The 19,216-nt window shown below is 38.4% G+C and carries 22 protein-coding genes and 1 riboswitch; of the genes, 5 read left to right on the plus strand and 17 right to left on the minus strand.

The window, feature by feature from the left end; translation table 11 throughout:
* From argH to lepB, 12 genes are all read right to left on the minus strand, one after another.
* On the minus strand, positions 1 to 1,013 hold a 1,013-nt coding region (argH, locus tag F9U64_RS07185; RefSeq protein WP_407647297.1), incomplete at its 3' end, for an argininosuccinate lyase.
* Entirely contained in the window at positions 1,010 to 2,269 is a 1,260-nt protein-coding gene (locus tag F9U64_RS07190; RefSeq protein WP_153402335.1) for an argininosuccinate synthase, read from the minus strand. The genes argH and F9U64_RS07190, both read right to left, overlap by 4 nt.
* A gap of 264 nt (positions 2,270 to 2,533) precedes the next feature.
* Entirely contained in the window at positions 2,534 to 2,968 is a 435-nt protein-coding gene (locus F9U64_RS07195) for a DUF4064 domain-containing protein (protein WP_153402336.1), read from the minus strand.
* Between the two features lie 14 nt (positions 2,969 to 2,982).
* Positions 2,983 to 3,936: an ABC transporter permease gene (locus F9U64_RS07200; RefSeq protein WP_153402337.1), complete on the minus strand. Its 954-nt coding sequence runs from the start codon at positions 3,934 to 3,936 to the stop codon at positions 2,983 to 2,985.
* Positions 3,929 to 4,846: an ABC transporter ATP-binding protein gene (locus F9U64_RS07205; protein WP_153402338.1), complete on the minus strand. Its 918-nt coding sequence runs from the start codon at positions 4,844 to 4,846 to the stop codon at positions 3,929 to 3,931. The genes F9U64_RS07200 and F9U64_RS07205 overlap by 8 nt, the downstream gene beginning before the upstream one ends.
* Before the next feature lie 410 nt (positions 4,847 to 5,256).
* Complete coding sequence (gene thiD / locus F9U64_RS07210; protein ID WP_153402339.1) at positions 5,257 to 6,045, minus strand: bifunctional hydroxymethylpyrimidine kinase/phosphomethylpyrimidine kinase; 789 nt, start codon at positions 6,043 to 6,045, stop codon at positions 5,257 to 5,259.
* A 17-nt stretch (positions 6,046 to 6,062) separates the two neighbouring features.
* Positions 6,063 to 6,545, minus strand: a complete 483-nt coding sequence (locus F9U64_RS07215; protein ID WP_153402340.1) for a DUF456 domain-containing protein — start codon at positions 6,543 to 6,545, stop codon at positions 6,063 to 6,065.
* 150 nt (positions 6,546 to 6,695) lie between these two features.
* A complete protein-coding gene (locus tag F9U64_RS07220; RefSeq protein ID WP_153402341.1) occupies positions 6,696 to 7,220 on the minus strand; it encodes a type 1 glutamine amidotransferase domain-containing protein in 525 nt (174 codons plus the stop codon).
* Between the two features lie 37 nt (positions 7,221 to 7,257).
* Positions 7,258 to 7,920 (minus strand): thiamine phosphate synthase, encoded by a 663-nt coding sequence (gene thiE / locus F9U64_RS07225; protein ID WP_153402342.1) that lies wholly within the window; start codon positions 7,918 to 7,920, stop codon positions 7,258 to 7,260.
* On the minus strand, positions 7,920 to 8,729 hold the full coding sequence (gene thiM, locus F9U64_RS07230) for a hydroxyethylthiazole kinase (protein WP_153402525.1): 810 nt from the start codon (positions 8,727 to 8,729) through the stop codon (positions 7,920 to 7,922). Before thiM ends, thiE begins: the two co-directional genes overlap by 1 nt.
* Positions 8,726 to 9,538: a bifunctional hydroxymethylpyrimidine kinase/phosphomethylpyrimidine kinase gene (gene thiD / locus F9U64_RS07235; RefSeq protein WP_153402343.1), complete on the minus strand. Its 813-nt coding sequence runs from the start codon at positions 9,536 to 9,538 to the stop codon at positions 8,726 to 8,728. Before thiD (F9U64_RS07235) ends, thiM begins: the two co-directional genes overlap by 4 nt.
* Before the next feature lie 209 nt (positions 9,539 to 9,747).
* A riboswitch (TPP riboswitch) is annotated at positions 9,748 to 9,855 on the minus strand.
* A 22-nt stretch (positions 9,856 to 9,877) separates the two neighbouring features.
* Positions 9,878 to 10,426, minus strand: a complete 549-nt coding sequence (lepB, locus tag F9U64_RS07240; RefSeq protein ID WP_153402344.1) for a signal peptidase I — start codon at positions 10,424 to 10,426, stop codon at positions 9,878 to 9,880.
* A gap of 200 nt (positions 10,427 to 10,626) precedes the next feature.
* Between lepB and F9U64_RS07245 the strand changes: the two genes are divergently transcribed.
* The 3 genes from F9U64_RS07245 (at position 10,627) to F9U64_RS23360 (ending at position 12,330) form a co-directional block, all read left to right on the plus strand.
* Positions 10,627 to 11,808, plus strand: coding sequence for a CynX/NimT family MFS transporter (locus tag F9U64_RS07245; RefSeq protein ID WP_153402345.1), 1,182 nt, complete (start codon positions 10,627 to 10,629; stop codon positions 11,806 to 11,808).
* Positions 11,809 to 11,877: 69 nt separating this feature from the next.
* Positions 11,878 to 12,180 carry a hypothetical protein gene (locus F9U64_RS07250; RefSeq protein ID WP_153402346.1) on the plus strand — a complete coding sequence of 101 codons (303 nt, stop codon included), beginning with the start codon at positions 11,878 to 11,880 and terminating at the stop codon, positions 12,178 to 12,180.
* Between the two features lie 27 nt (positions 12,181 to 12,207).
* Positions 12,208 to 12,330 (plus strand): hypothetical protein, encoded by a 123-nt coding sequence (locus tag F9U64_RS23360; protein WP_266095246.1) that lies wholly within the window; start codon positions 12,208 to 12,210, stop codon positions 12,328 to 12,330.
* A 46-nt stretch (positions 12,331 to 12,376) separates the two neighbouring features.
* Here F9U64_RS23360 and F9U64_RS07255 read toward each other — a convergent pair whose 3' ends face one another.
* Positions 12,377 to 12,796 (minus strand): organic hydroperoxide resistance protein, encoded by a 420-nt coding sequence (locus F9U64_RS07255; RefSeq protein ID WP_153402347.1) that lies wholly within the window; start codon positions 12,794 to 12,796, stop codon positions 12,377 to 12,379.
* A gap of 213 nt (positions 12,797 to 13,009) precedes the next feature.
* Here F9U64_RS07255 and F9U64_RS07260 point away from each other — a divergent pair, with 213 nt between their 5' ends.
* Positions 13,010 to 14,176 carry an iron-containing alcohol dehydrogenase gene (locus F9U64_RS07260; RefSeq protein ID WP_153402348.1) on the plus strand — a complete coding sequence of 389 codons (1,167 nt, stop codon included), beginning with the start codon at positions 13,010 to 13,012 and terminating at the stop codon, positions 14,174 to 14,176.
* Between the two features lie 175 nt (positions 14,177 to 14,351).
* On the opposite strand, the gene ytzI is transcribed toward F9U64_RS07260, so the two are convergent.
* From ytzI to F9U64_RS07280, 4 genes are all read right to left on the minus strand, one after another.
* Positions 14,352 to 14,531, minus strand: a complete 180-nt coding sequence (gene ytzI, locus F9U64_RS07265; RefSeq protein ID WP_153402349.1) for a YtzI protein — start codon at positions 14,529 to 14,531, stop codon at positions 14,352 to 14,354.
* Between the two features lie 253 nt (positions 14,532 to 14,784).
* Positions 14,785 to 15,150, minus strand: a complete 366-nt coding sequence (locus F9U64_RS07270) for a DUF1360 domain-containing protein (RefSeq protein ID WP_407647299.1) — start codon at positions 15,148 to 15,150, stop codon at positions 14,785 to 14,787.
* Positions 15,151 to 15,189: 39 nt separating this feature from the next.
* Positions 15,190 to 16,131 (minus strand): bile acid:sodium symporter family protein, encoded by a 942-nt coding sequence (locus tag F9U64_RS07275; RefSeq protein WP_153402350.1) that lies wholly within the window; start codon positions 16,129 to 16,131, stop codon positions 15,190 to 15,192.
* A 26-nt stretch (positions 16,132 to 16,157) separates the two neighbouring features.
* Positions 16,158 to 16,934 carry an ABC transporter ATP-binding protein gene (locus tag F9U64_RS07280; RefSeq protein WP_153402351.1) on the minus strand — a complete coding sequence of 259 codons (777 nt, stop codon included), beginning with the start codon at positions 16,932 to 16,934 and terminating at the stop codon, positions 16,158 to 16,160.
* Between the two features lie 465 nt (positions 16,935 to 17,399).
* On the opposite strand from F9U64_RS07280, the gene F9U64_RS07285 reads away from it, so the two are divergent.
* Positions 17,400 to 18,869 (plus strand): catalase, encoded by a 1,470-nt coding sequence (locus F9U64_RS07285; RefSeq protein WP_153402352.1) that lies wholly within the window; start codon positions 17,400 to 17,402, stop codon positions 18,867 to 18,869.
* Positions 18,870 to 19,216 lie beyond the last annotated feature (347 nt).

Raw genomic sequence — 19,216 nt, forward strand, 5'->3', positions numbered from 1 at the left:
AATGCCCCTTTTAATGTTTCTACAGTATCAAACATGCCTTCTTTATCTTCCTGCATATCTTTATTATAGGCAATCGGCAAGCCTTTCAGTGTTGTAAGCATTCCGATCAAGTGACCATAGACACGACCAGATTTCCCGCGCACAAGTTCGGCGACATCCGGATTCTTTTTCTGTGGCATCATACTGCTGCCTGTACAGAAAGCATCATCTAATTCAACAAAATTAAATTCAGCACTTGACCATTGCACAAGCTCTTCACTTAATCTGGAAAGGTGCATGATTGTAAGTGATGCATTTGCCAGAAATTCGACGACAAAATCACGATCACTTACGGCATCTAAACTATTTTCCACCACTCCATCAAAATTCAACTGCTCTGCAACAAAATGGCGGTCGATCGGAAATGTTGTACCAGCTAAGGCACCTGCACCAAGCGGTGAGCGATTAACCCGCTTGAAGCTGTCCTTTAAACGTTCCACATCACGTTCAAACATAGATACATATGCCATCATATGATGGGCGAACAATACTGGCTGCGCTCTTTGCAAATGGGTATAGCCTGGTAAGATTGTATCAAGATTATTTTTCGCTTGTTCCATAAGAGAGTCTTGTAACTTAGACAACAGCTCTACGATTGTAACAATCGAGTCTCTCAGATATAAACGCATATCTAATGCAACCTGATCATTTCTGCTCCGGCCTGTGTGTAATTTACCACCAACTGCGCCCACTTCATCAATTAACAGTTTTTCCACATTCATATGAATGTCTTCATTTGCTTCTGTTAGTTCGGCTTCCCCTGCTGCTATCTTTTCAGCGACAACCTTCAATCCTTTTTTAATCGTCTCTGCATCTTCTCTTGGAATAATTTCACATTTCGCAAGCATTTCCACATGGGCAAGACTGCCTTGAATATCATATTGCGCCAATTTCTGATCAAAGCTAATCGAAGCTGTATATTCATCTACTAATTCATTTGTTGGTTTTGTAAACCGTCCGCCCCATAATTTCATTGTTTCACAGATTCCTTCATATCAATTTTTGTTTTTTCCATGATTTTCGCTTTATCCGCATGGACATTATTTACTGTTGAGTGAACTTTTGTCGGCAGACCCCAAAGCTTGATAAATCCAAGTGCTGCTTCATGATCAAACTCATCCCCACTGTTATATGTTGCAAGGTTGAAATCATAAAGGGAATTATCAGACTTACGGCCGACAACAAATGCTTGCCCTTTGTATAATTGCACTTTCGCCACACCATTTACATATTTTTGTGTTTCTGCAATAAATGCTTTTAATGCTTCAGTTAATTGAGTGAACCATAATCCGTCATAAATTGCTTGCTCTAATTGCTGTTCAACGACAGGTTTGAATTTTGTTACTTCTCTTGGAAGCGTAAGTGATTCAATTTCCTGATGTGCTTTAATCAATGTAATCGCTGCTGGTGCTTCATAAATCTCACGTGATTTGATCCCTACCAGACGGTTTTCCACATGGTCAATTCTGCCGACACCATGCTTACCAGCAATTTCATTTAATTCTAAGATCAACTCATGTAAAGGATATTCCTGGCCATTAATAGCTACTGGTTTCCCTTGTTTAAATTCAATTTCGATTACTTCCGGATCATCAGGTGCGTCAACAGGATCTACTGTTAATTCATAAGCATCTTTCGGTGCTTCAGCCCATGGGTCTTCTAAAATTCCACATTCATTTGCACGACCCCATAAGTTCTGGTCTACACTGTACGGGCTGTCTAAGTCGATCGGAATTGGAATGCCGTTCTCCTGAGCATATTTTATTTCTTCATCTCTTGTCATTTTCCATTCACGAACTGGAGCAACGATTTTCAGCTCAGGATTTAATGATGTAAATGCAACATCAAAACGCACTTGGTCATTCCCTTTACCTGTACAACCATGAGCAACAGCAACCGCTCCTTCTTTTTCTGCGATGTCAACAAGTACTTTCGCAATCAAAGGACGGGAAAGTGCTGAAACAAGCGGATATTTCTTTTCATACATTACATTTGCCTGAAGTGCAGGTAATACGAAATCTTCAGCAAATAACTGCTTTGCATCAACGGAATAAGATTTAATTGCCCCAACATCAATTGCTTTATTTTTGACAAATTCTAAATCTTTGCCTTCCCCAACATCTAAACCTACTGCGATAACATCATAATCATATTTATCTTGTAACCATTTAATTGCAACAGAAGTATCAAGTCCCCCAGAGTATGCTAAAACTACTTTTTCTTTACTCATTTATATATCTCTCCTTAAGTCTATTATCGAATGATTATTATTTTTTGTGTTTATTAATTATGTATTATTATGCACCATTTAGTATATTAATTCAATAGCTTTATGGAAAATTTTTAATTAATTTTTCATAAATACTTTTAGAAACTGACAAAAAGCCTGTTCTCAGTGAATATACAGACAAATGAATAAATATAAAAAAACAACTGCAATATGCCGCCTCCAGAAAAGGAAGCATATTGCAGTTGCCTAAATAGTTAGTATAATTTAATATTCATTCATACTCACTTCTTGGCTTTCTTTACGGACCAGCCCCATAATCCCTGGTATGATGTAAAAAATACCAGCAAAGATCCCTGAACCTGCTGTTATTAATATTGTCAGTCCTCCAACAATGAGTAAGATAATTCCAGCAGGCTTCGGTCTTTTATTTCCTTTAAACATAAAGGCAGCGATTATACCCAACACCATACAAATCACCGAAACTGCTATTAATACCCAGCCGATCACACCAATTGATGTATACATTATCTCTGTAATCCTTACTTCCTCATCTGTCATCGTATCTGGATTAACCATCATAATTTCATTTAATAATTCTTGATTCCCGTCTAAAGCGATGAAAGTCCCTCCAAAAATTGCTCCAAATGAATAAACAAACACCCCAATTATAATTAATACAACTTCAACTGTTCTTCTCATTTTCTTCCCCTTTCTTAGCTGCCGGCTATATCACGTTTCGTAAAGGATAGCCAGGATATTAATAAAAATGCGGTATAGTAAATAATTAACACGGTAACGGAAAATCCTAATGTCATTCCTTCCATTAACGGTGTTCCATTACCTGTATATTGCCTCAAGTTTGTATTAGCAAAGAGAATGAATTTTGACCATTCATACTGAGATAATACACCTACTAATGTATTGCCTGCGAACATTAAGAATATTGCTAATCCAATTGCCATCCCGCTGTTTTTAAACAATGTAGAAATCATAAACGCAAACGTAGTCATGATGATTAAATTCACCATCGATAATCCGTATTCCATAATGATTTCTGAGAAAATCGAAACCTGTTCAAATCCAGTTGCTGTTGCCTGGACAATGGATGGATTTACCCCATTCATGCCGAAGAAAACCGCTCCAACAAGCAAATTGAATATGAAGAGAAATACCAGCATGGAAATTGCGAACAATAGCACTGTCACATACTTTGATAATAATATTTTCGACCTGGAAATCGGTCTGATCAACAGGAGTTTTATTGTTCCCCATCTGAATTCACTTGCGACAATTCCTGCTGACACAATAATGGTAAACAGTGTAATGAGCATCGACAGCCCGGCATTCTCTAATGTTAATTGCCATGCATCATAAGAGGCTGGTTTCATATCATTTTGGATATAAAACTCGTTTTTGGCTATATCAGCGTCATACGCCCCCTCCATAAATTCATCCTCACTTGCAATTTCCCTGTATTCTTCATTTTCAGCCTGCAGTTCTGTTTTCCAATCTGCTCCATACTCTTCTATTCCCACATCAGAAAAAAAGAAAACGATCAGGCCAGATATCAAAATAATACTTCCTAATATAATGTACATTGTCCATGTAGAGAATCTGCTGTACAGTTTTATATGCTCATTTTTTAATAATGATAGAAAATTATGCAATGGTATTCTCTCCAATCACTTCAAAGAACTTATCTTCCAAACTGGATTGTTTTGAATGAATCTCAAAAACTTGTATTCCCTGATGGACCAACTCCATATTAATCTTCGGAATCAAATCCTTAGTCGTATGTATGATAATAAATTTATCTTCTTCCATAACAGAAGTCTCAAAAGCAGACTGAATGACTTGGATTGCGTCTTCTTTAGGAGAAGCTTCAATATAAACTTTTAAATCCTGATCTTTTGGAGAACTTCCCTCCACTTCTTGTACTGTAATCATCTCACCATTTTTAATAATTCCAATACGATCACACATTAATTCAATTTCAGCCAGCATATGACTGGAGACAATCACGGCAACATTTTCTTCCTCTGCCAGCCTTCTGATATACTGCCTGATTTCTCTTATTCCAGCTGGGTCTAATCCGTTTGTCGGCTCATCCAGAATTAATACAGAGGGACGGTGAAGCAAGGCTTGAGCAACTCCTATCCGCTGCCTCATACCTAATGAATATTTACCGACTTTCTCATGTATGGCTTTCTCTAAGCCTACTAAATCAATCACTTCTCTAATCCTGTCATCCGTAATCCCAGGAATCATGCGGGCATAATGCTTCAGATTTTTCCAGCCGCTCATAAAAGGATACATCTCCGGATTTTCCACAATTGCCCCAACATGACGAATCGCTTCCTTAAAATCGTGCTTCACGCTCATACCATTTATATGAATATCCCCAGATGTTATGCTAATCAGTCCTACCATCATTCGAATCGTTGTCGTCTTACCCGCCCCATTAGGACCAAGAAATCCAAAGACTTCTCCAGGGAAAATTTCAAAACTGATATCTTTAATTATTTCCTTCTTCCCAATATTTTTACGAACGTTCACCAACTTCATAGCTGGATTCATTCTTACACCTCCATCATTTTCACACTATTTCTTACGGTGAAAAACCTGTGAAAGTTTCAAATTAACTTGATTTTTTAAAATAAATAATTTATGATAGTATATATAACATTTAATGTTATATAACTTAACATTAAATTGCAAAAAAAGAATAGTAAGAATGCTATCCCATTTTGAAATATAATGTTAAGCCTATCTTATTTGTTCTATCTTTACTTTGACAGCAAACTTGCACTGTTTGTTGTCGTTTTTTTTTACTTAAAACGCGTGTTCAAAAGTCTGAAATGAGAAGCAAGAAGGTTGAAGCAGTGCGGCGAGAAGCAGACTCGCAAACCAGCGAAGAGATTCACCGCCGCTTAACATTTGACGGCTTTTTGAACACCTTCTTAAACAGTGTCAGGAGACACCCATCATCATTCTTCCTGAAATGCTCCATGATTTACTGACCCGATCCCTTTACCAAATGACAAACTGTGTTTAATAGCTTCGTGGACAAATTTCTTACTTACATACACCGCTTCTTTTAATGACTTTCCTTTTGCTAATTCTGCTGTTAAACATGCGGCGAAACTGCACCCTGCACCACTTGTATGAATGGTGTCAATCGCTTCCGCTTCCATCCATTCCCACTCTTTGCCGTCATACAGTATGTCGATTGCTTTGCCATCGATGACACCGCCTTTTATTACAACAGCTTTTGCACCTTGAACGAATAATCGTTTTGCATAGGCTTCTAACTCCTCTTTTGTTTCCGGAATCTTGTCATGTAACATATGGGCAGCTTCCAGACGATTCGGTGTAATAACGGTAGCTAATGGCACCAGTTTTCTAATTAAACTTTCAATTGCATGATCTGCTAAAAGCTGTGATCCCATTTTGCCTACCATTACAGGATCAACAACCAATACTGGCGGTGGATATTCCTGCAGAAGCTCTGCCACTCTCTCTATAATCTCTTCAGAGAAGAGCATCCCTGTTTTCACAGCATCTACTCCAACCATCTCAGTGGCTGCGAAGAACTGTGCTTCAATCTCTTCCATTTCTCTTATAAAGATCCCTTGTTTTGTTCTGGAATTATTAGCTACTGTTGCCGTTATAGCCGTCATTCCATATACCTTTCTCTCTTGAAAAACTTTCAGGTCTGCTTGTATCCCTGCACTCCCTTGTGCTGCAGCACCTGCAATCGTCAGAACTCGCTTCATTTGTCAACACCTCGATGTTATATGTAGATTGCAACAAAAAAGAAAACGATCATCACTATTTGGATAATAACTTTGGCAATCGTTCCACTCAAGAATCCGAATAATGAGCCGATGGATGCCCTCAGCGCCTCATTTGCACCTTTCTTCTGAATCATTTCTGTAACAAACACAAGTACAAACGGCACAATAATAATACCAAACGGCGGAATAATAAATGAGCCAACAATTACTCCTATCGCTGCCATCCGCTCTCCCCATTTAGAACCGCCATACTTTTTTACAAAATAACTGTTCGCAATAATATCGGAAACAATCAGTACAATAGTCAGAATTACCGTTACAATCCAGAAAATCCAGCCGATATTCTCTGATGTTAATAAAAACTGATAAAGCAAAAAGCCAATCCACAACACTAAAACAGATGGAATAATTGGGAAGATAATCCCGACAAAAGATAAAACGAAAGCTGCAATAATTAATATCCACCATAAAACGTCCATACAATTCCTCCTTTATGCTTCACTGCTCCCCAAGAGCCCAAACAAACACGCTCCCAAAATGCTGTTCAAACTTTATCCAAATTCTATCATATATTTCATCTGACAAACAGAAAAAGCCTTACGTCTGTGCGCAAGGCTTCTCGATGTTTCTTATTTCTCTGCTATTACATCAGCAAATGCTTTGACATACGGCGGCAAATCAGGCGGCCTTCTGCTTGAAACAATGTGTCCGTCCACTACCACTGCTTTATCAAACCATAAGGATCCAGCATTTGTCATATCGTCTTTTATACCAGGGGTACTTGTTACTTTCTTACCTCTGAGAATACCTGCAGAAATAAGTACCCAGCCAGCATGGCATATTTGCCCGATCGGCTTTTTGGCTTGATCCATCGCACGCACCATATCCAGTACTTCCCGATATCTGCGCAGCTTATCTGGCGCCCATCCTCCCGGAACGAGAATAGCATCATAATCATCAGCATTCACTTCTGCAAAAGAATAATCCGATTCTGCAGGAACACCATATTTACCGATATATTTATGCTTCGCTTCTTTCGCTACTAAATCAACTTGTGCACCCTCTTCACGCAATCTTAAGACAGGATACCATAATTCTAAATCTTCAAAATCATCTTCCAGTAATGCAATAACTTTCTTTCCCTCTAATCGCATATGAATTCAACCTCCTTTTTCTTCTAGTCTATCAAAATCACTCGGCATTTATCGAATAAGAAGGTATATATTGATTATATTTTTTAAAAAGTTCAGCTGTTTGTCTTGGTTTTTCGACCTGACTAATGGCAGAAATGACAGACACACCGTCAGCTCCTGCTTTCCTTAACCGTAAAACGTGTCCAAGTTTAATTCCGCCAATGGCGACAATAGGTATGTCACCTGCAATTGCCCGAATGCCAGCAAGACCTTCCACTCCGATCGGTTGTTTGGCATCCTCTTTTGTAGCCGTACCATAGATTGGACCAACCCCTATGTAGTCAGCCCCATCTTTAATCGCCTGGCGGGCTTCTTTCTCGTTCGTTGCGGATACACCGAAGATCCAGTTATCAGGACAACGTTGCTTTAGCTGGATTAATGGCTCATCATCTTGTCCAACATGAATTCCATCAGCTTCTATTTCTATCGCTAAGTCGACTTCATCATTTACAATAAAAGGAACATTGTATCGGTGACACAATTCTTTCATTTTACTGGCTAATGTTCGTTTCTCTTCCCCAATGAGTGCTCCTGCTCCTTTTTCACGGAATTGAAAGATCGTAATCCCGCCTTGCAACGCTTCCTCAAGAACAGCTAATGGATCTCTGTTGGTATTATTACTTCCCATAATAAAATACACTTGGAGTAATTCTCTATTCATCAGTCCCGTTCACTCCCTAAATTTTCAAAAACGACTTTTGCCTTTTCCGCAACTAATTCATCAGTAACAGCATACAGCTGGTTCAGCAATTCAATTTGGAAGTCGCCCGGCAAGTGAGCTTTCCCTGCAGCTTCTTCTGCAGCTACTCCATAACAATAGACAGCCTGAGTCATTGCCTTAAATGTATCCTTTTCCACCGCAAGAAATGCTCCAACAATGGAAGACAATAAACATCCTGCACCAGTAACTTTCGTCAGTAATGGGTGGCCGTTTGATATAACAGCTTTTCTAGTTCCATCTATTATATAATCTAACGGACCTGTTATCGCCAATGGCACCTGTAACTTTTTGTATGCTAATGAAACAAGTTCATCCATGTCAAATTCTCCCGAAGAGTCCACTCCTTTTACTTCGACAGAAACACCTGCTAAATTGGCAAGTTCTCCAGCATTGCCGCGAATTGCACTCACATTTACCTGCTCCAGAATAGCCTGAGCTGATTTCGTCCGGAAAGGAGTGGCTCCAACACCTACTGGATCAAACACGACTGGAACGCCCGCTTCGTTTGCAGCCTTGCCTGCACTTATCATTGATTCCACTTGCTCTTTCGTTAATGTGCCAATATTTAAAACTACTGCATTTGCAATACTTGCCATTTCTCCTGCCTCTTCTTTCGCATTAGCCATCACAGGGGATGCCCCTAAAGCATACAATCCATTTGCCGTAAAATTCGTTACAACAACATTTGTAATGTTATGGATTAACGGCTGCTGTTTTCTAATTTTCGCTAATAAATCTGTCATGTTTATCCCTCCTGATTTGGCAGTCCTTGTAATCGATAACCCCACTGATTCGTAGGACCATTGCCATTTCCTAATTCTAATGAATAACGGATTGCATCTGTAATGTACGCTTTCCCAGTCTTAACCGCTTGCTTCACTGATCTTCCTTTTGCTAATTCAGCTGTAATAACGGCAGAAAATGTACAACCAGTGCCATGTGTATGATGAGTATTCAGTCTTTCTGATGTGAAATAGGTAAACTCTCTCCCATCATAAAGCACATCCTTTGCATCCCCTTCAAGATGACCACCTTTCACTACAACCGCTCCTGCTCCGAGCTGCTCTACAATTACTTTTGCCGCTTTCTCCGCATCTTCCTGTGTGTTGATTGAAAAACCAACTAAAAATTCTGCCTCTGGTACATTCGGTGTAACAACTGTTGATAATGGAATAAGCATGTTACGAATAACAGACCTGGACTCTTCTTCCATCAATGAATGACCACTTTTGGCAACCATAACAGGGTCAATAATATAAGGAACATTGGAACCTTTTAATTTCTCAGCAATCAGTTCCATCATGTCAATTGTTGCGATCATCCCTGTTTTTACTGCATTTGGTTTTATGTCATTCCAGACTGAATCAAACTGCTTCTCAATAAAGGAAATTGGCAGATGCTCCACCTGTTCAACTCCTAATGTGTTTTGTGCAACTACTGATGTAATAACACTCATCCCATAAACTTCTCTTTCTTGAAATGTCTTTAAATCCGCCTGAATTCCAGCCCCGCCAGACGGATCTGTTCCCGCAATGGTTAATGCACTTTTAACTCCCATTAATAAACCTCTCCTCACCCTTATATAAAAATTGGAAAAACTCGCATTCGCTCGCCCCTTTGGCGAACGTGTCAGTTTTGCTTATACTTTTGACTTTCTAATCTCTACTGCGTCGATCAATACTTCCTTGCAGAAATTTTATACTCCCTCATGTGCAAAAAAGCCGTCCCATTAGAAATGGAACGGCTTGATAAACACAGAATAGTATTTCACGGCCTATTCCACTTTCCTACGCTGGTGTTAACCAGTTCAGGTTCAAAGGGATCAAGAACATAATTCTCATCTCAGCCATTTAAATGGCACCCCTAGTGGATTGCACATATGTAATTTTATTACTAATCAGTTGATAAAACCAAAGGATTCTAGTGGCCAAATACGCATTTTCACATCACCAATTACTGATTCCTGTGTTATGAAACCAAACGAACGACTGTCTTTACTCACTCGTCGATTATCACCTAATACAAACAGCATTCCTTCTGGAACCACTTCTTCTCCAGTCAACTGATACAATGTAAAGTCTGGCGTCAGATTTTCTTCAGCCGAGATTTTACTTTTATAATCATTCAAGTATTCTTCTTCATATACTTTCCCGTCAATAATTAGCTGGTCATTTTTCATTTCCACCGTTTCACCAGGGAAACCAATCACTCTTTTCACATAATTATCAGCAGTATCCGGAGCTTCGAAAGCTATTTCATCAAATCGGTCAATTTGACTTATTTTGCTTAGAATAATTCTGTCTCCATCTTCTAAGTTAGGCATCATAGATTCACCTTTAACAATGGAAGGAGTAATTAAGAAATGGCGGCACAATAACACAATTACCACTGCAATCAGCAATGCTTTCAACCATGACAACAATTCAGCAACAAATTTATTTTCCATCGTCTACCTTCTTTCGCTAATTATCAGATATTCCCTTTGTAATTATATTGTGGTATTCTAGTTAACATTATTTATTTTAACATAATCATCTAATTTATAGTATAGTGTATTTAATTTATCTAAACAATAATTTAAGTATCAAGCGAACCTTATCAGGATGCTTAGCGCTGTGAGAAAAACAAGGAACAAGGAGCAAATACATGTCTAAAAGTCAAAAATGGAAGTATAGCATTTTTATAGCAGGAATCATCATCCTTGCATTCAATTTACGTCCTGCCATCACATCTGTCGGTCCAATCATCGGCATTATCAGGGATGATCTGTTATTAGAAAACTGGAATGTTGGATTGATTACAAGCTTGCCTTTACTGGCATTTGCTTTTATGTCACCAATTGCGCCCAGAATTGCCAACAGATTTGGTAATGAACGGGCTTTATTGTATGGATTAATTATTTTACTTATCGGTATCTTGATTCGATCATTGGCAACACTGCTATTTCTTTATATTGGTACAACTCTGGCAGGTGTCGGCATAGCTATTATCAATGTTATCCTCCCGAGTTTAATAAAGGGAAGTTTTCCAACAAAGATCGGTTTAATGACAGGTCTTTATACAACTTCTATGTCTATTTTTGCTGCTTTAGGTTCAGGGTTTTCAGTCCCATTGACGGTAGAGTATGGATTAGGCTGGAAGATTTCATTAGCAAGCTGGAGTATCGTTGCAATTGCAGGTATTATCATCTGGTTAATTGCTATGAGAAATACGCCAACAGAACATGACGTAAAACTTTATGAACCAAGCGGAAGGAAGCTTTTGCGTTCCGCAATGGCATGGCAAGTGACATTATTCATGGGTTTACAGTCATTTTTATTTTATGTGACAATATCCTGGCTAGCAGAAATATTAACAGCCAAAGGATTTGATGTAGCAACAGCTGGATGGTTTGTTGCCTACATGCAATTAATCAGTCTGCCAGCAACTTTTTTAACACCCATCATTGCTGGAAAGCTAAAAAATCAGAAAGTTGTCGTTTATGCATTTGGAGCATGTGCCCTTATCGGATATACTGGTTTGTTCATCAACACTTCTGTTATTTTCACAACAATATGGATTACATTGATTGGTATTGCATTAGGTGCGAGCATCAGTCTGGCGCTTGCATTATTAGGGTTGCGGACAGAGAATGCCAGACAAGCTGCAGAACTGTCAGGAATGGCGCAATCATTCGGTTATCTTCTCGCATCAGTAGGTCCCATATTTATTGGATTTCTATTTGATTTAACAGGAACCTGGAACTTGTCAATAACATTTATTCTGATAGTTGCCATTGTAATGATTGGTTTTGGAGTTGGTGCGAGCCGAAACAAATATGTCTTATAAGGTTTACTTTTTCTCCATCCAGGCGTATAATGTACACCTAGCTTGATATTTAGATTGGGGGCGGTAAAAATGCAAAGAATCGTTGCCCTGACACTACTATTTCTGATTATTTTCATCCCAGTACATCTGACTGAAAATACCTTAACAGAACAAACAGTCAAGATCACTGTAGCAAAAGACGTCCAAGATAATGAATTCAATCCAGTAAACAGTGGATCAGATAAATTCGTAAATTTTTATCTGCCAATTATCATTATACTGATTGCAGCAATTAAATACTATCGTACACATACTTATAATCAACCTTTACAACGAAAGCTGCTGGCGCGGTTTTACCAGTCAAACTATCTGGTTCCAGTCTCCCTGAAGTAAAAATATTTCGGGAGAGGAGGAATAAGAATGATCTGGTTTCGTATCGCTATGATCGCTATGTTTTCTGTAACAGCATTATCTGTAACAGTATACCAAGGTATTGAAGTATTCCACGCATTTCAGGATTTGTATTCTAATCGTGTAAAATAATATAAACATTTAAAAAAACGCACATCTCAGGATGTGCGTTTTTTTATTAAACCGCTGTTGTTTTTAATTCTACGTCAATATTTCCTCTAGTAGCTTTAGAATATGGACAGAATTCGTGAGCTGCTTTTGCAAGCTCTTCTGCTTCTTCTTGTGAAACACCTTTGATTTCTACATTCAGTACAACACCAATTTTGAAACCATTGTCTGCTTCATCTTTAATTAAGCTTACTTCTGCTGTAATGGAAGAGTCAATTTCTTTCTTTTGTTTTGATGCCATTAAGTTTAATGCCCCATCATAACAGGCAGAATAACCTGCTGCAAATAACTGCTCAGGGTTGGAACCTTGTCCATCTCCACCGCCTGCAGGGTTGACTAAATTAACATCAATGATTCCGTCATCTGATTTTACATGACCTTCACGACCGCCTTTTGCCGTTGCTTTTGATGTAAATAATACATTACTCATTCTATCCACTCCTGTACTTTAGAATTAAAAACCATTTGAACTGGTCTCTATTTTTATTCTAACAATACTTTACCTCTTCTTCCAAAAAATAAACCTCATTCCAGATACTTTTTTCCAAATTGCTGCTGCTAAAACATATTACTTTACACAAAATAAAATTGTTGCCATATTTAAAAGGAAGAAGTAAAGCTTCTTATTCAAGGAGGTTATAAAATGCAAAATTTTGTTTTTCAAAATCCAACAAGACTCTACTTTGGTAAAGGCCAATTAAGCCAGCTAAATGAAGAGCTAAAAAACTATGGTCAGAATATTTTGCTTGTTTATGGTGGAGGAAGCATCAAGAGAAGCGGACTTTACGACCAAGTAATAGACATATTGAACAATGCGGACAAAAAAGTGTTTGAATTAAGCGGTGTGGAACCGAATCCGCGTGTCACTACTGCCCGAAAAGGGGTTGAAATCTGCAAAAAGGAAAAAATTGATTTCATTATCGCTGTCGGGGGCGGAAGTACTATTGACTGTACGAAGGCAATAGCTGTCGGAGCTAAGTCAGATGATGATATTTGGGATATTGTAACAAAAAAAGCAGCTGCAACTGGCGCTTTGCCGTTCGGAACTGTTTTAACATTAGCTGCTACTGGTTCTGAAATGAACGCCGGATCTGTTATCACAAATTGGGAGACAAAAGAAAAGCATGGCTGGGGAAGTCCATTTTCCTTTCCAACGTTTTCTATATTAGATCCAGCATTTACAACAACTGTACCAAAGGACCAGACAATTTACGGTATTGTCGACATTATGTCCCACGCATTGGAACACTATTTCCATCATGAAACAAATACATTACTGCAGGACAGAATGGTAGAAGGTATTCTGCAGACAATGGTGGAGACAGCCCCGGCATTAGTCGAGGACTTACAAAACGAAGAATTGCGTGCCACTGTACTGTATAATGGAACAATGGCATTAAATGGAATGGTAAACATGGGCTATCATGGTGATTGGGCTACACATAACCTCGAACATGCGGTTTCTGCTGTACATGATATTCCTCACGGAGGCGGATTGGCCATCTTATTCCCGCATTGGATGACCTATTCCATTGACGAGAATGTATCAAGATTTAAACAATTAGCCGTTCGCGTATTTACTGTAGATCCTGAAGGGAAAACAGACAAAGAAGTCGGAATGGAAGGTATCAAGAAGCTTAGAGAATTCTGGAACAGCATTGGTGCCCCATCCAAATTAAGTGATTATAATATAACAGAAGATTCCATTGAAGAGATGGCAGATAAGACGGTTATTGCCAGACCAACATTTGGTAACTTCAAACAATTAAACCGACAAGATTCTATCGAAATATATAAGCAATCACTATAAGAAAAGACCGGGCATTTTTACACTTTGCCCGGTTCTTTTTTTACCGGTAGATGTATTTTATTTTGAAGAACAACTGATAATAAATACAATTACAACAAAAAAAAGAGAGGATTTCCATCCAAATAGATGAAAACCCTCTCCACAATAGCAGGTGACAGTTGTTCCGACTTTTCGATTATCTATTTCCGCCGTTATGTCCCTGACTTTTGTTATTATCATCATCTTCTTCATTTTCCCTGTCATCCGGCAATGGATCGATCGTCTGTTTATATCCATATCCTTTATTCAACGTCATAAGGGAAAGTACTAAGACAGCAACTACAACCGCAACACAAACTACAATAACCATCCACATATTAACAACCTCATCCCCTCAAAGTCATCCGTCTATTATATCACAAAAGATTTTAATTCCCGAACGCTTTTTCAGTCTCAATCATAATATAAAGTAAGTAATGCTGATTTGGCAATACCTCTTCACATTACAATTGAACAATAAGGAGTTAATATGATGAACAATTCAAATAATACTTCTGTCAGCCGGCCAAAGAAATCCCGCAGAAGAAAGTCTTGCAGCTGTAATAGCTATAAAAAACAGCAAAATAACTCTAGATAAAGTAAGAAACAATCACTTCAATAATAGCGGCAACCGCAGCTACTGCTAAGATAATAATAATCGGTAAAAAGACAGTCGAAAAAAAGTGCAAACCGATAAACAATAAGATTGATACCCAAATACCTACACACCAGTGACAGCTCAGTAATTCCCCGATCCATCTTCTCAATCCAGTTCCTTTATAGGAAATAACTTCTTCTACTGTTCCATCAGGGAAGATTTTTTCTTCCCTTTCAAAAAATGGAGCACGCAGGAAACCGGTGATTTTATCATATACAATTAATCTTGTTAATCGGAAAGCAGCTAAGGATAATAGTACAAAGGAAAGCCATGTGATCATATGGACACCTACTTTCATTTTTACTATTATCCTATTTTATTTTTCTGCACTTCATGACTAATTCGGTTTTATCTTTTTCTGTAAGAACTTGCTGTATATCGATGCAAGTATTTGCTGAAACAACATCCCAACTACTACCGGTACTGCCACTGCACCCGGAAAATACTGCACAGCAATTACCGCACCTGCACTAATATTCCGCATTCCGCCACTAAATGTTAAGGAGATAACATCCTCTTGTGTCCTTTTTAACGTTTTGCCGATAAACCATGCTAATAAGTAACCTGTCCCTGCAATGAAAAACATACATACTGCGATTTTAATCAGTTTAAGATCAACAGATTTCAAATAGGGAGCAACTGCTGCACTATTAATCATGATCACAATAGCTAACGTTAACTTGGAAAAAGGCGCTAATCTTGGACTCCATACTTCATGCACCTTACCCCTTGTCATCTCATGCAGAATCATACCCAGCAATGACGGGATAACAATCATAATAAGCAGGCCTTTCATCATCCCCCATACTTCCAGCTCTATCCCTTGCCCCGCAAACAAGGATAAAGCAAATGGCACAATGAATGGGGACAGAATGGTATCAATTAAAATAATCGATAATGTTAATGCAACATTTCCTTTATTCATTGATACCCAAATAAAACTGGTAATACCTGTCGGGATAATCATCGCAAGGACGAATCCGGTTATTGTTAACATATCACCATGAAATGTCAGCATACCTATTCCCCATGCCCATAGCGGCATGATGATATGAAGTAAAACAAGTGCAATAATGATCGATAATGGATGGGCAATCACCCGATGCAGTGCAACAAAGTTCAAACTTAAGCTTCCGGCAAACGTCATAAAAGCAAAAATATAAGTAACAAGTCCTTCTAAATGAATAAAAAATGGTGCAAACAAAACACCGATAACGACACTGGCTGGTGCAATAAAAGGCATAATTCGTTGCAGAATCTGATTAAGCTGACTTAACATATATGTAATTCTCCTAAAATGTAATACTATTTCCTTTTCTTAATCGAAGGTCTTTGGTCATTCCAATTCACTTCCACTTCCACTCCAAAAAATTCGGATAATTTACTGCTTGTGATTATTTCCTTACTTTCCCCTTGGGCAAAAACAGTCCCTTTCTTCAATAGAAGGGTTTTATTAAAAACCGGCAAAATTTCTTCTACATGATGAGTTACATAGATAATGGAAGGTACCTTCTTGCTTGCAATCCGCTCAATGGACTCTAACAATGCTTCTCTTGCAATAAAGTCAAGGCCATTGGTTGGTTCATCCAATATCAACAGCTTTGGTTCACCCATTAACGCCCGCCCAATCATCACACGCTGCCGCTCCCCTTGTGACAGCATACGGAATGGCCGATTAGCATACTCATAGCAACCTAACTCCTTCAATAATTGTTTGGCTTGATCCCTCATTTTATCTGTCGGCTCTTCATACAGTCCGATAGAAGCAAATGCCCCACTCAAGATAACCTGATATGCAGTATCTGTTCCATATATTTTTTCTTTGATGGTTGATGATACTAATCCAATTTGCTGTCGCAGCCGCTCTCCCAATATATCTTGTCCAAATTGCCTGCCAATAACATTCACATTCCCGGTTGTAGGAAAATAATAAGCACAAAGCATATTCAATAAGGCTGTTTTTCCAGCTCCGTTCAGACCAAGTAAGGCCCAATGTTCCCCATTCTCTATTTTCCAATTTACATCTTGAAGAATCCATTTCCCCTCTTTTTTCAATCCTACTTGCTCCAGATTCAAAACCATGTCATCACCTCACTATCCAGTATACACCCCTAAAAGAGGATGTTCAAAAAGTTACCAAATGATAAGTAATGAATCTCTTCGTTGGTTTGCAAGTCAACTCCTCAATTATCCAAAACCTGGGTTTTGATACTCCTCACTGTACCACCTCGACCTTCTTGCTTCTTATTTACAAACAAAAAAATTTTATCATTTAGTTCAAAAAAACTATTGAAAATGATTCTCATTATCGTTATAATAAGATCGTAGCACAAACCAGTGCATGAAACATTCCCTTTACACATATCTTTTGTTACCCCCAATCAACAAAAGTTTTAGGATGTTTCCCAATCCTTTGAGAGCAACTATTTTACATAGCTGCCTCTTTTTTTTTGCGCTTTAATTATAATTATTATAAATAAATATTGATTTTTATAAAAATTGTATTATAATTAGATATACATTATTCATTAAGGAGAGGTGCTTTTTATGAGTCAAGAGAAAAAATATTTAACAACAGCTTCAGGTGCGCCTGTTGGTGACAATCAAAATTCTATTACAGCCGGGTCTAGAGGACCTACTTTAATCCAGGACGTACATTTACTTGAAAAGCTGGCACACTTTAATCGTGAAAGAGTACCTGAACGTGTTGTGCATGCGAAAGGTGCAGGAGCACACGGTTATTTTGAAGTGACAAATGACGTTTCTAAATATACAAAAGCAGCATTTTTATCAGAAGTCGGCAAAAAGACGCCGATGTTCATCCGTTTTTCAACTGTTGCAGGAGAATTGGGCTCAGCAGATACAGTACGTGACCCGCGCGGTTTTGCGGTTAAATTCTATACAGAAGAAGGAAACTACGATTTAGTTGGAAACAATACACCTGTCTTCTTTATCCGTGATGCAATCAAATTCCCTGATTTCATCCATACACAAAAAAGAAACCCGCAAACAAACTTAAAGGATGCAAACATGGTTTGGGATTTCTGGTCATTATCACCAGAGTCACTACATCAGATAACTTATCTGCACTCTGACCGCGGGATTCCGGCAACCCTTCGCCATATGAACGGTTATGGAAGCCATACATTTAAATGGGTAAATAATGAAGGAGAAGCTGTCTGGGTCAAATATCATTTTATCGCTGATCAAGGTGTGAAAAACTTAGACCCGAAAGTTGCCGATGAGTTAGCTGGTACGAATCCTGATTACCATACAGAAGATTTATTTAATGCGATTCAGGAAGGCAATCATCCGTCCTGGACATTAAAAGTTCAAATTATGCCAGTGGAAGATGCCAATACGTATCGCTATGACCCATTTGATGTCACAAAAGTCTGGCCACATGCGGATTATCCACTAATTGAGGTTGGCCGTATGGTATTAGATCGTAATCCGGAAAACTATTTTGCAGAAGTGGAGCAAGCTGCCTTCTCACCTGGTCACTTTGTACCTGGTATCGAAGCATCTCCAGATAAAATGCTTCAAGGCCGTTTGTTTGCTTATTCTGATGCACACCGTTACCGAATTGGTGCCAATCATGAAGCAGTGCCGATTAACCGCTCTAAAGCACCAGTGCACAATAATCAGCGTGATGGTCAAATGCGCTTTGACGGTAATGGCGGGAGTGCACCTAACTATGAACCAAACAGTTTTACTCATACACCAAAAGAAACACCAGAGAATAAAATTAGTCCATTCGAAGTAAGCGGCTTAGCAGACAGTGTTGCTTACGATAGTGATGACCACTATTCTCAGCCACGCGCTCTATTCCGTGATGTAATGAACGACGAGGAGCGTGAACGGTTAATTCAGAACTTCGCCGATCATTTGAGTGGAGTAACAAGAGAAGGAATTGTGGAACGTCAATTAGAAAACTTCTATAAAGTTGACCCAGCTTTAGCAGAAGGTATTGCAGCAAAATTAAATGTAGCAGTACCGGCACACTTAAAGAAATAAGCTAGATCAATCAACTGGTTACACCCTTGGTATGACTGGGGTGAACCCTCTTTTAAAAAGAGATCAACAACCTTGTTGGTCTCTTTTTTTTATTACCGTTCAGCAGTTTTTCAATAAAATTTTCAAATATACGTTTTCCCCTTTATAAGTTGGGGTATATTTACATTGTGTTTGAGAGCAAATTTTGCTCATTTGTAAGAATACATGACAATATGGAAGGATTTATAAATGTTATTGTTATTGAACCGCTCTCAGCATAAGAGATGATGATTAATACAGTTTTATCACTGTATAAGCGGTTTGAGATTATTTCCATTTCCCGATAACATATATTATGTACTAATTAC

Source organism: Gracilibacillus oryzae (assembly GCF_009498735.1).
GTDB lineage: Bacteria > Bacillota > Bacilli > Bacillales > Amphibacillaceae > Gracilibacillus > Gracilibacillus oryzae.

What these genes read in the sequence shown, in the direction of transcription:
- F9U64_RS07190 (WP_153402335.1), bottom strand. Translation starts at nt 2,269, where the DNA reads ATGAGTAAAGAAAAAGTAGTTTTAGCATACTCTGGGGGACTTGATACT.
- F9U64_RS07195 (WP_153402336.1), bottom strand. Translation starts at nt 2,968, where the DNA reads ATGAGAAGAACAGTTGAAGTTGTATTAATTATAATTGGGGTGTTTGTT.
- F9U64_RS07205 (WP_153402338.1), bottom strand. Translation starts at nt 4,846, where the DNA reads ATGAATCCAGCTATGAAGTTGGTGAACGTTCGTAAAAATATTGGGAAG.
- thiD (WP_153402339.1), bottom strand. Translation starts at nt 6,045, where the DNA reads ATGAAGCGAGTTCTGACGATTGCAGGTGCTGCAGCACAAGGGAGTGCA.
- F9U64_RS07215 (WP_153402340.1), bottom strand. Translation starts at nt 6,545, where the DNA reads ATGGACGTTTTATGGTGGATATTAATTATTGCAGCTTTCGTTTTATCT.
- F9U64_RS07220 (WP_153402341.1), bottom strand. Translation starts at nt 7,220, where the DNA reads ATGCGATTAGAGGGAAAGAAAGTTATTGCATTACTGGAAGATGATTTT.
- thiE (WP_153402342.1), bottom strand. Translation starts at nt 7,920, where the DNA reads ATGAATAGAGAATTACTCCAAGTGTATTTTATTATGGGAAGTAATAAT.
- thiD (WP_153402343.1), bottom strand. Translation starts at nt 9,538, where the DNA reads ATGGGAGTTAAAAGTGCATTAACCATTGCGGGAACAGATCCGTCTGGC.
- lepB (WP_153402344.1), bottom strand. Translation starts at nt 10,426, where the DNA reads ATGGAAAATAAATTTGTTGCTGAATTGTTGTCATGGTTGAAAGCATTG.
- F9U64_RS07245 (WP_153402345.1), top strand. Translation starts at nt 10,627, where the DNA reads ATGTCTAAAAGTCAAAAATGGAAGTATAGCATTTTTATAGCAGGAATC.
- F9U64_RS07250 (WP_153402346.1), top strand. Translation starts at nt 11,878, where the DNA reads ATGCAAAGAATCGTTGCCCTGACACTACTATTTCTGATTATTTTCATC.
- F9U64_RS23360 (WP_266095246.1), top strand. Translation starts at nt 12,208, where the DNA reads ATGATCTGGTTTCGTATCGCTATGATCGCTATGTTTTCTGTAACAGCA.
- F9U64_RS07255 (WP_153402347.1), bottom strand. Translation starts at nt 12,796, where the DNA reads ATGAGTAATGTATTATTTACATCAAAAGCAACGGCAAAAGGCGGTCGT.
- F9U64_RS07260 (WP_153402348.1), top strand. Translation starts at nt 13,010, where the DNA reads ATGCAAAATTTTGTTTTTCAAAATCCAACAAGACTCTACTTTGGTAAA.
- ytzI (WP_153402349.1), bottom strand. Translation starts at nt 14,531, where the DNA reads ATGTGGATGGTTATTGTAGTTTGTGTTGCGGTTGTAGTTGCTGTCTTA.
- F9U64_RS07270 (WP_407647299.1), bottom strand. Translation starts at nt 15,150, where the DNA reads ATGAAAGTAGGTGTCCATATGATCACATGGCTTTCCTTTGTACTATTA.
- F9U64_RS07275 (WP_153402350.1), bottom strand. Translation starts at nt 16,131, where the DNA reads ATGTTAAGTCAGCTTAATCAGATTCTGCAACGAATTATGCCTTTTATT.
- F9U64_RS07280 (WP_153402351.1), bottom strand. Translation starts at nt 16,934, where the DNA reads ATGGTTTTGAATCTGGAGCAAGTAGGATTGAAAAAAGAGGGGAAATGG.
- F9U64_RS07285 (WP_153402352.1), top strand. Translation starts at nt 17,400, where the DNA reads ATGAGTCAAGAGAAAAAATATTTAACAACAGCTTCAGGTGCGCCTGTT.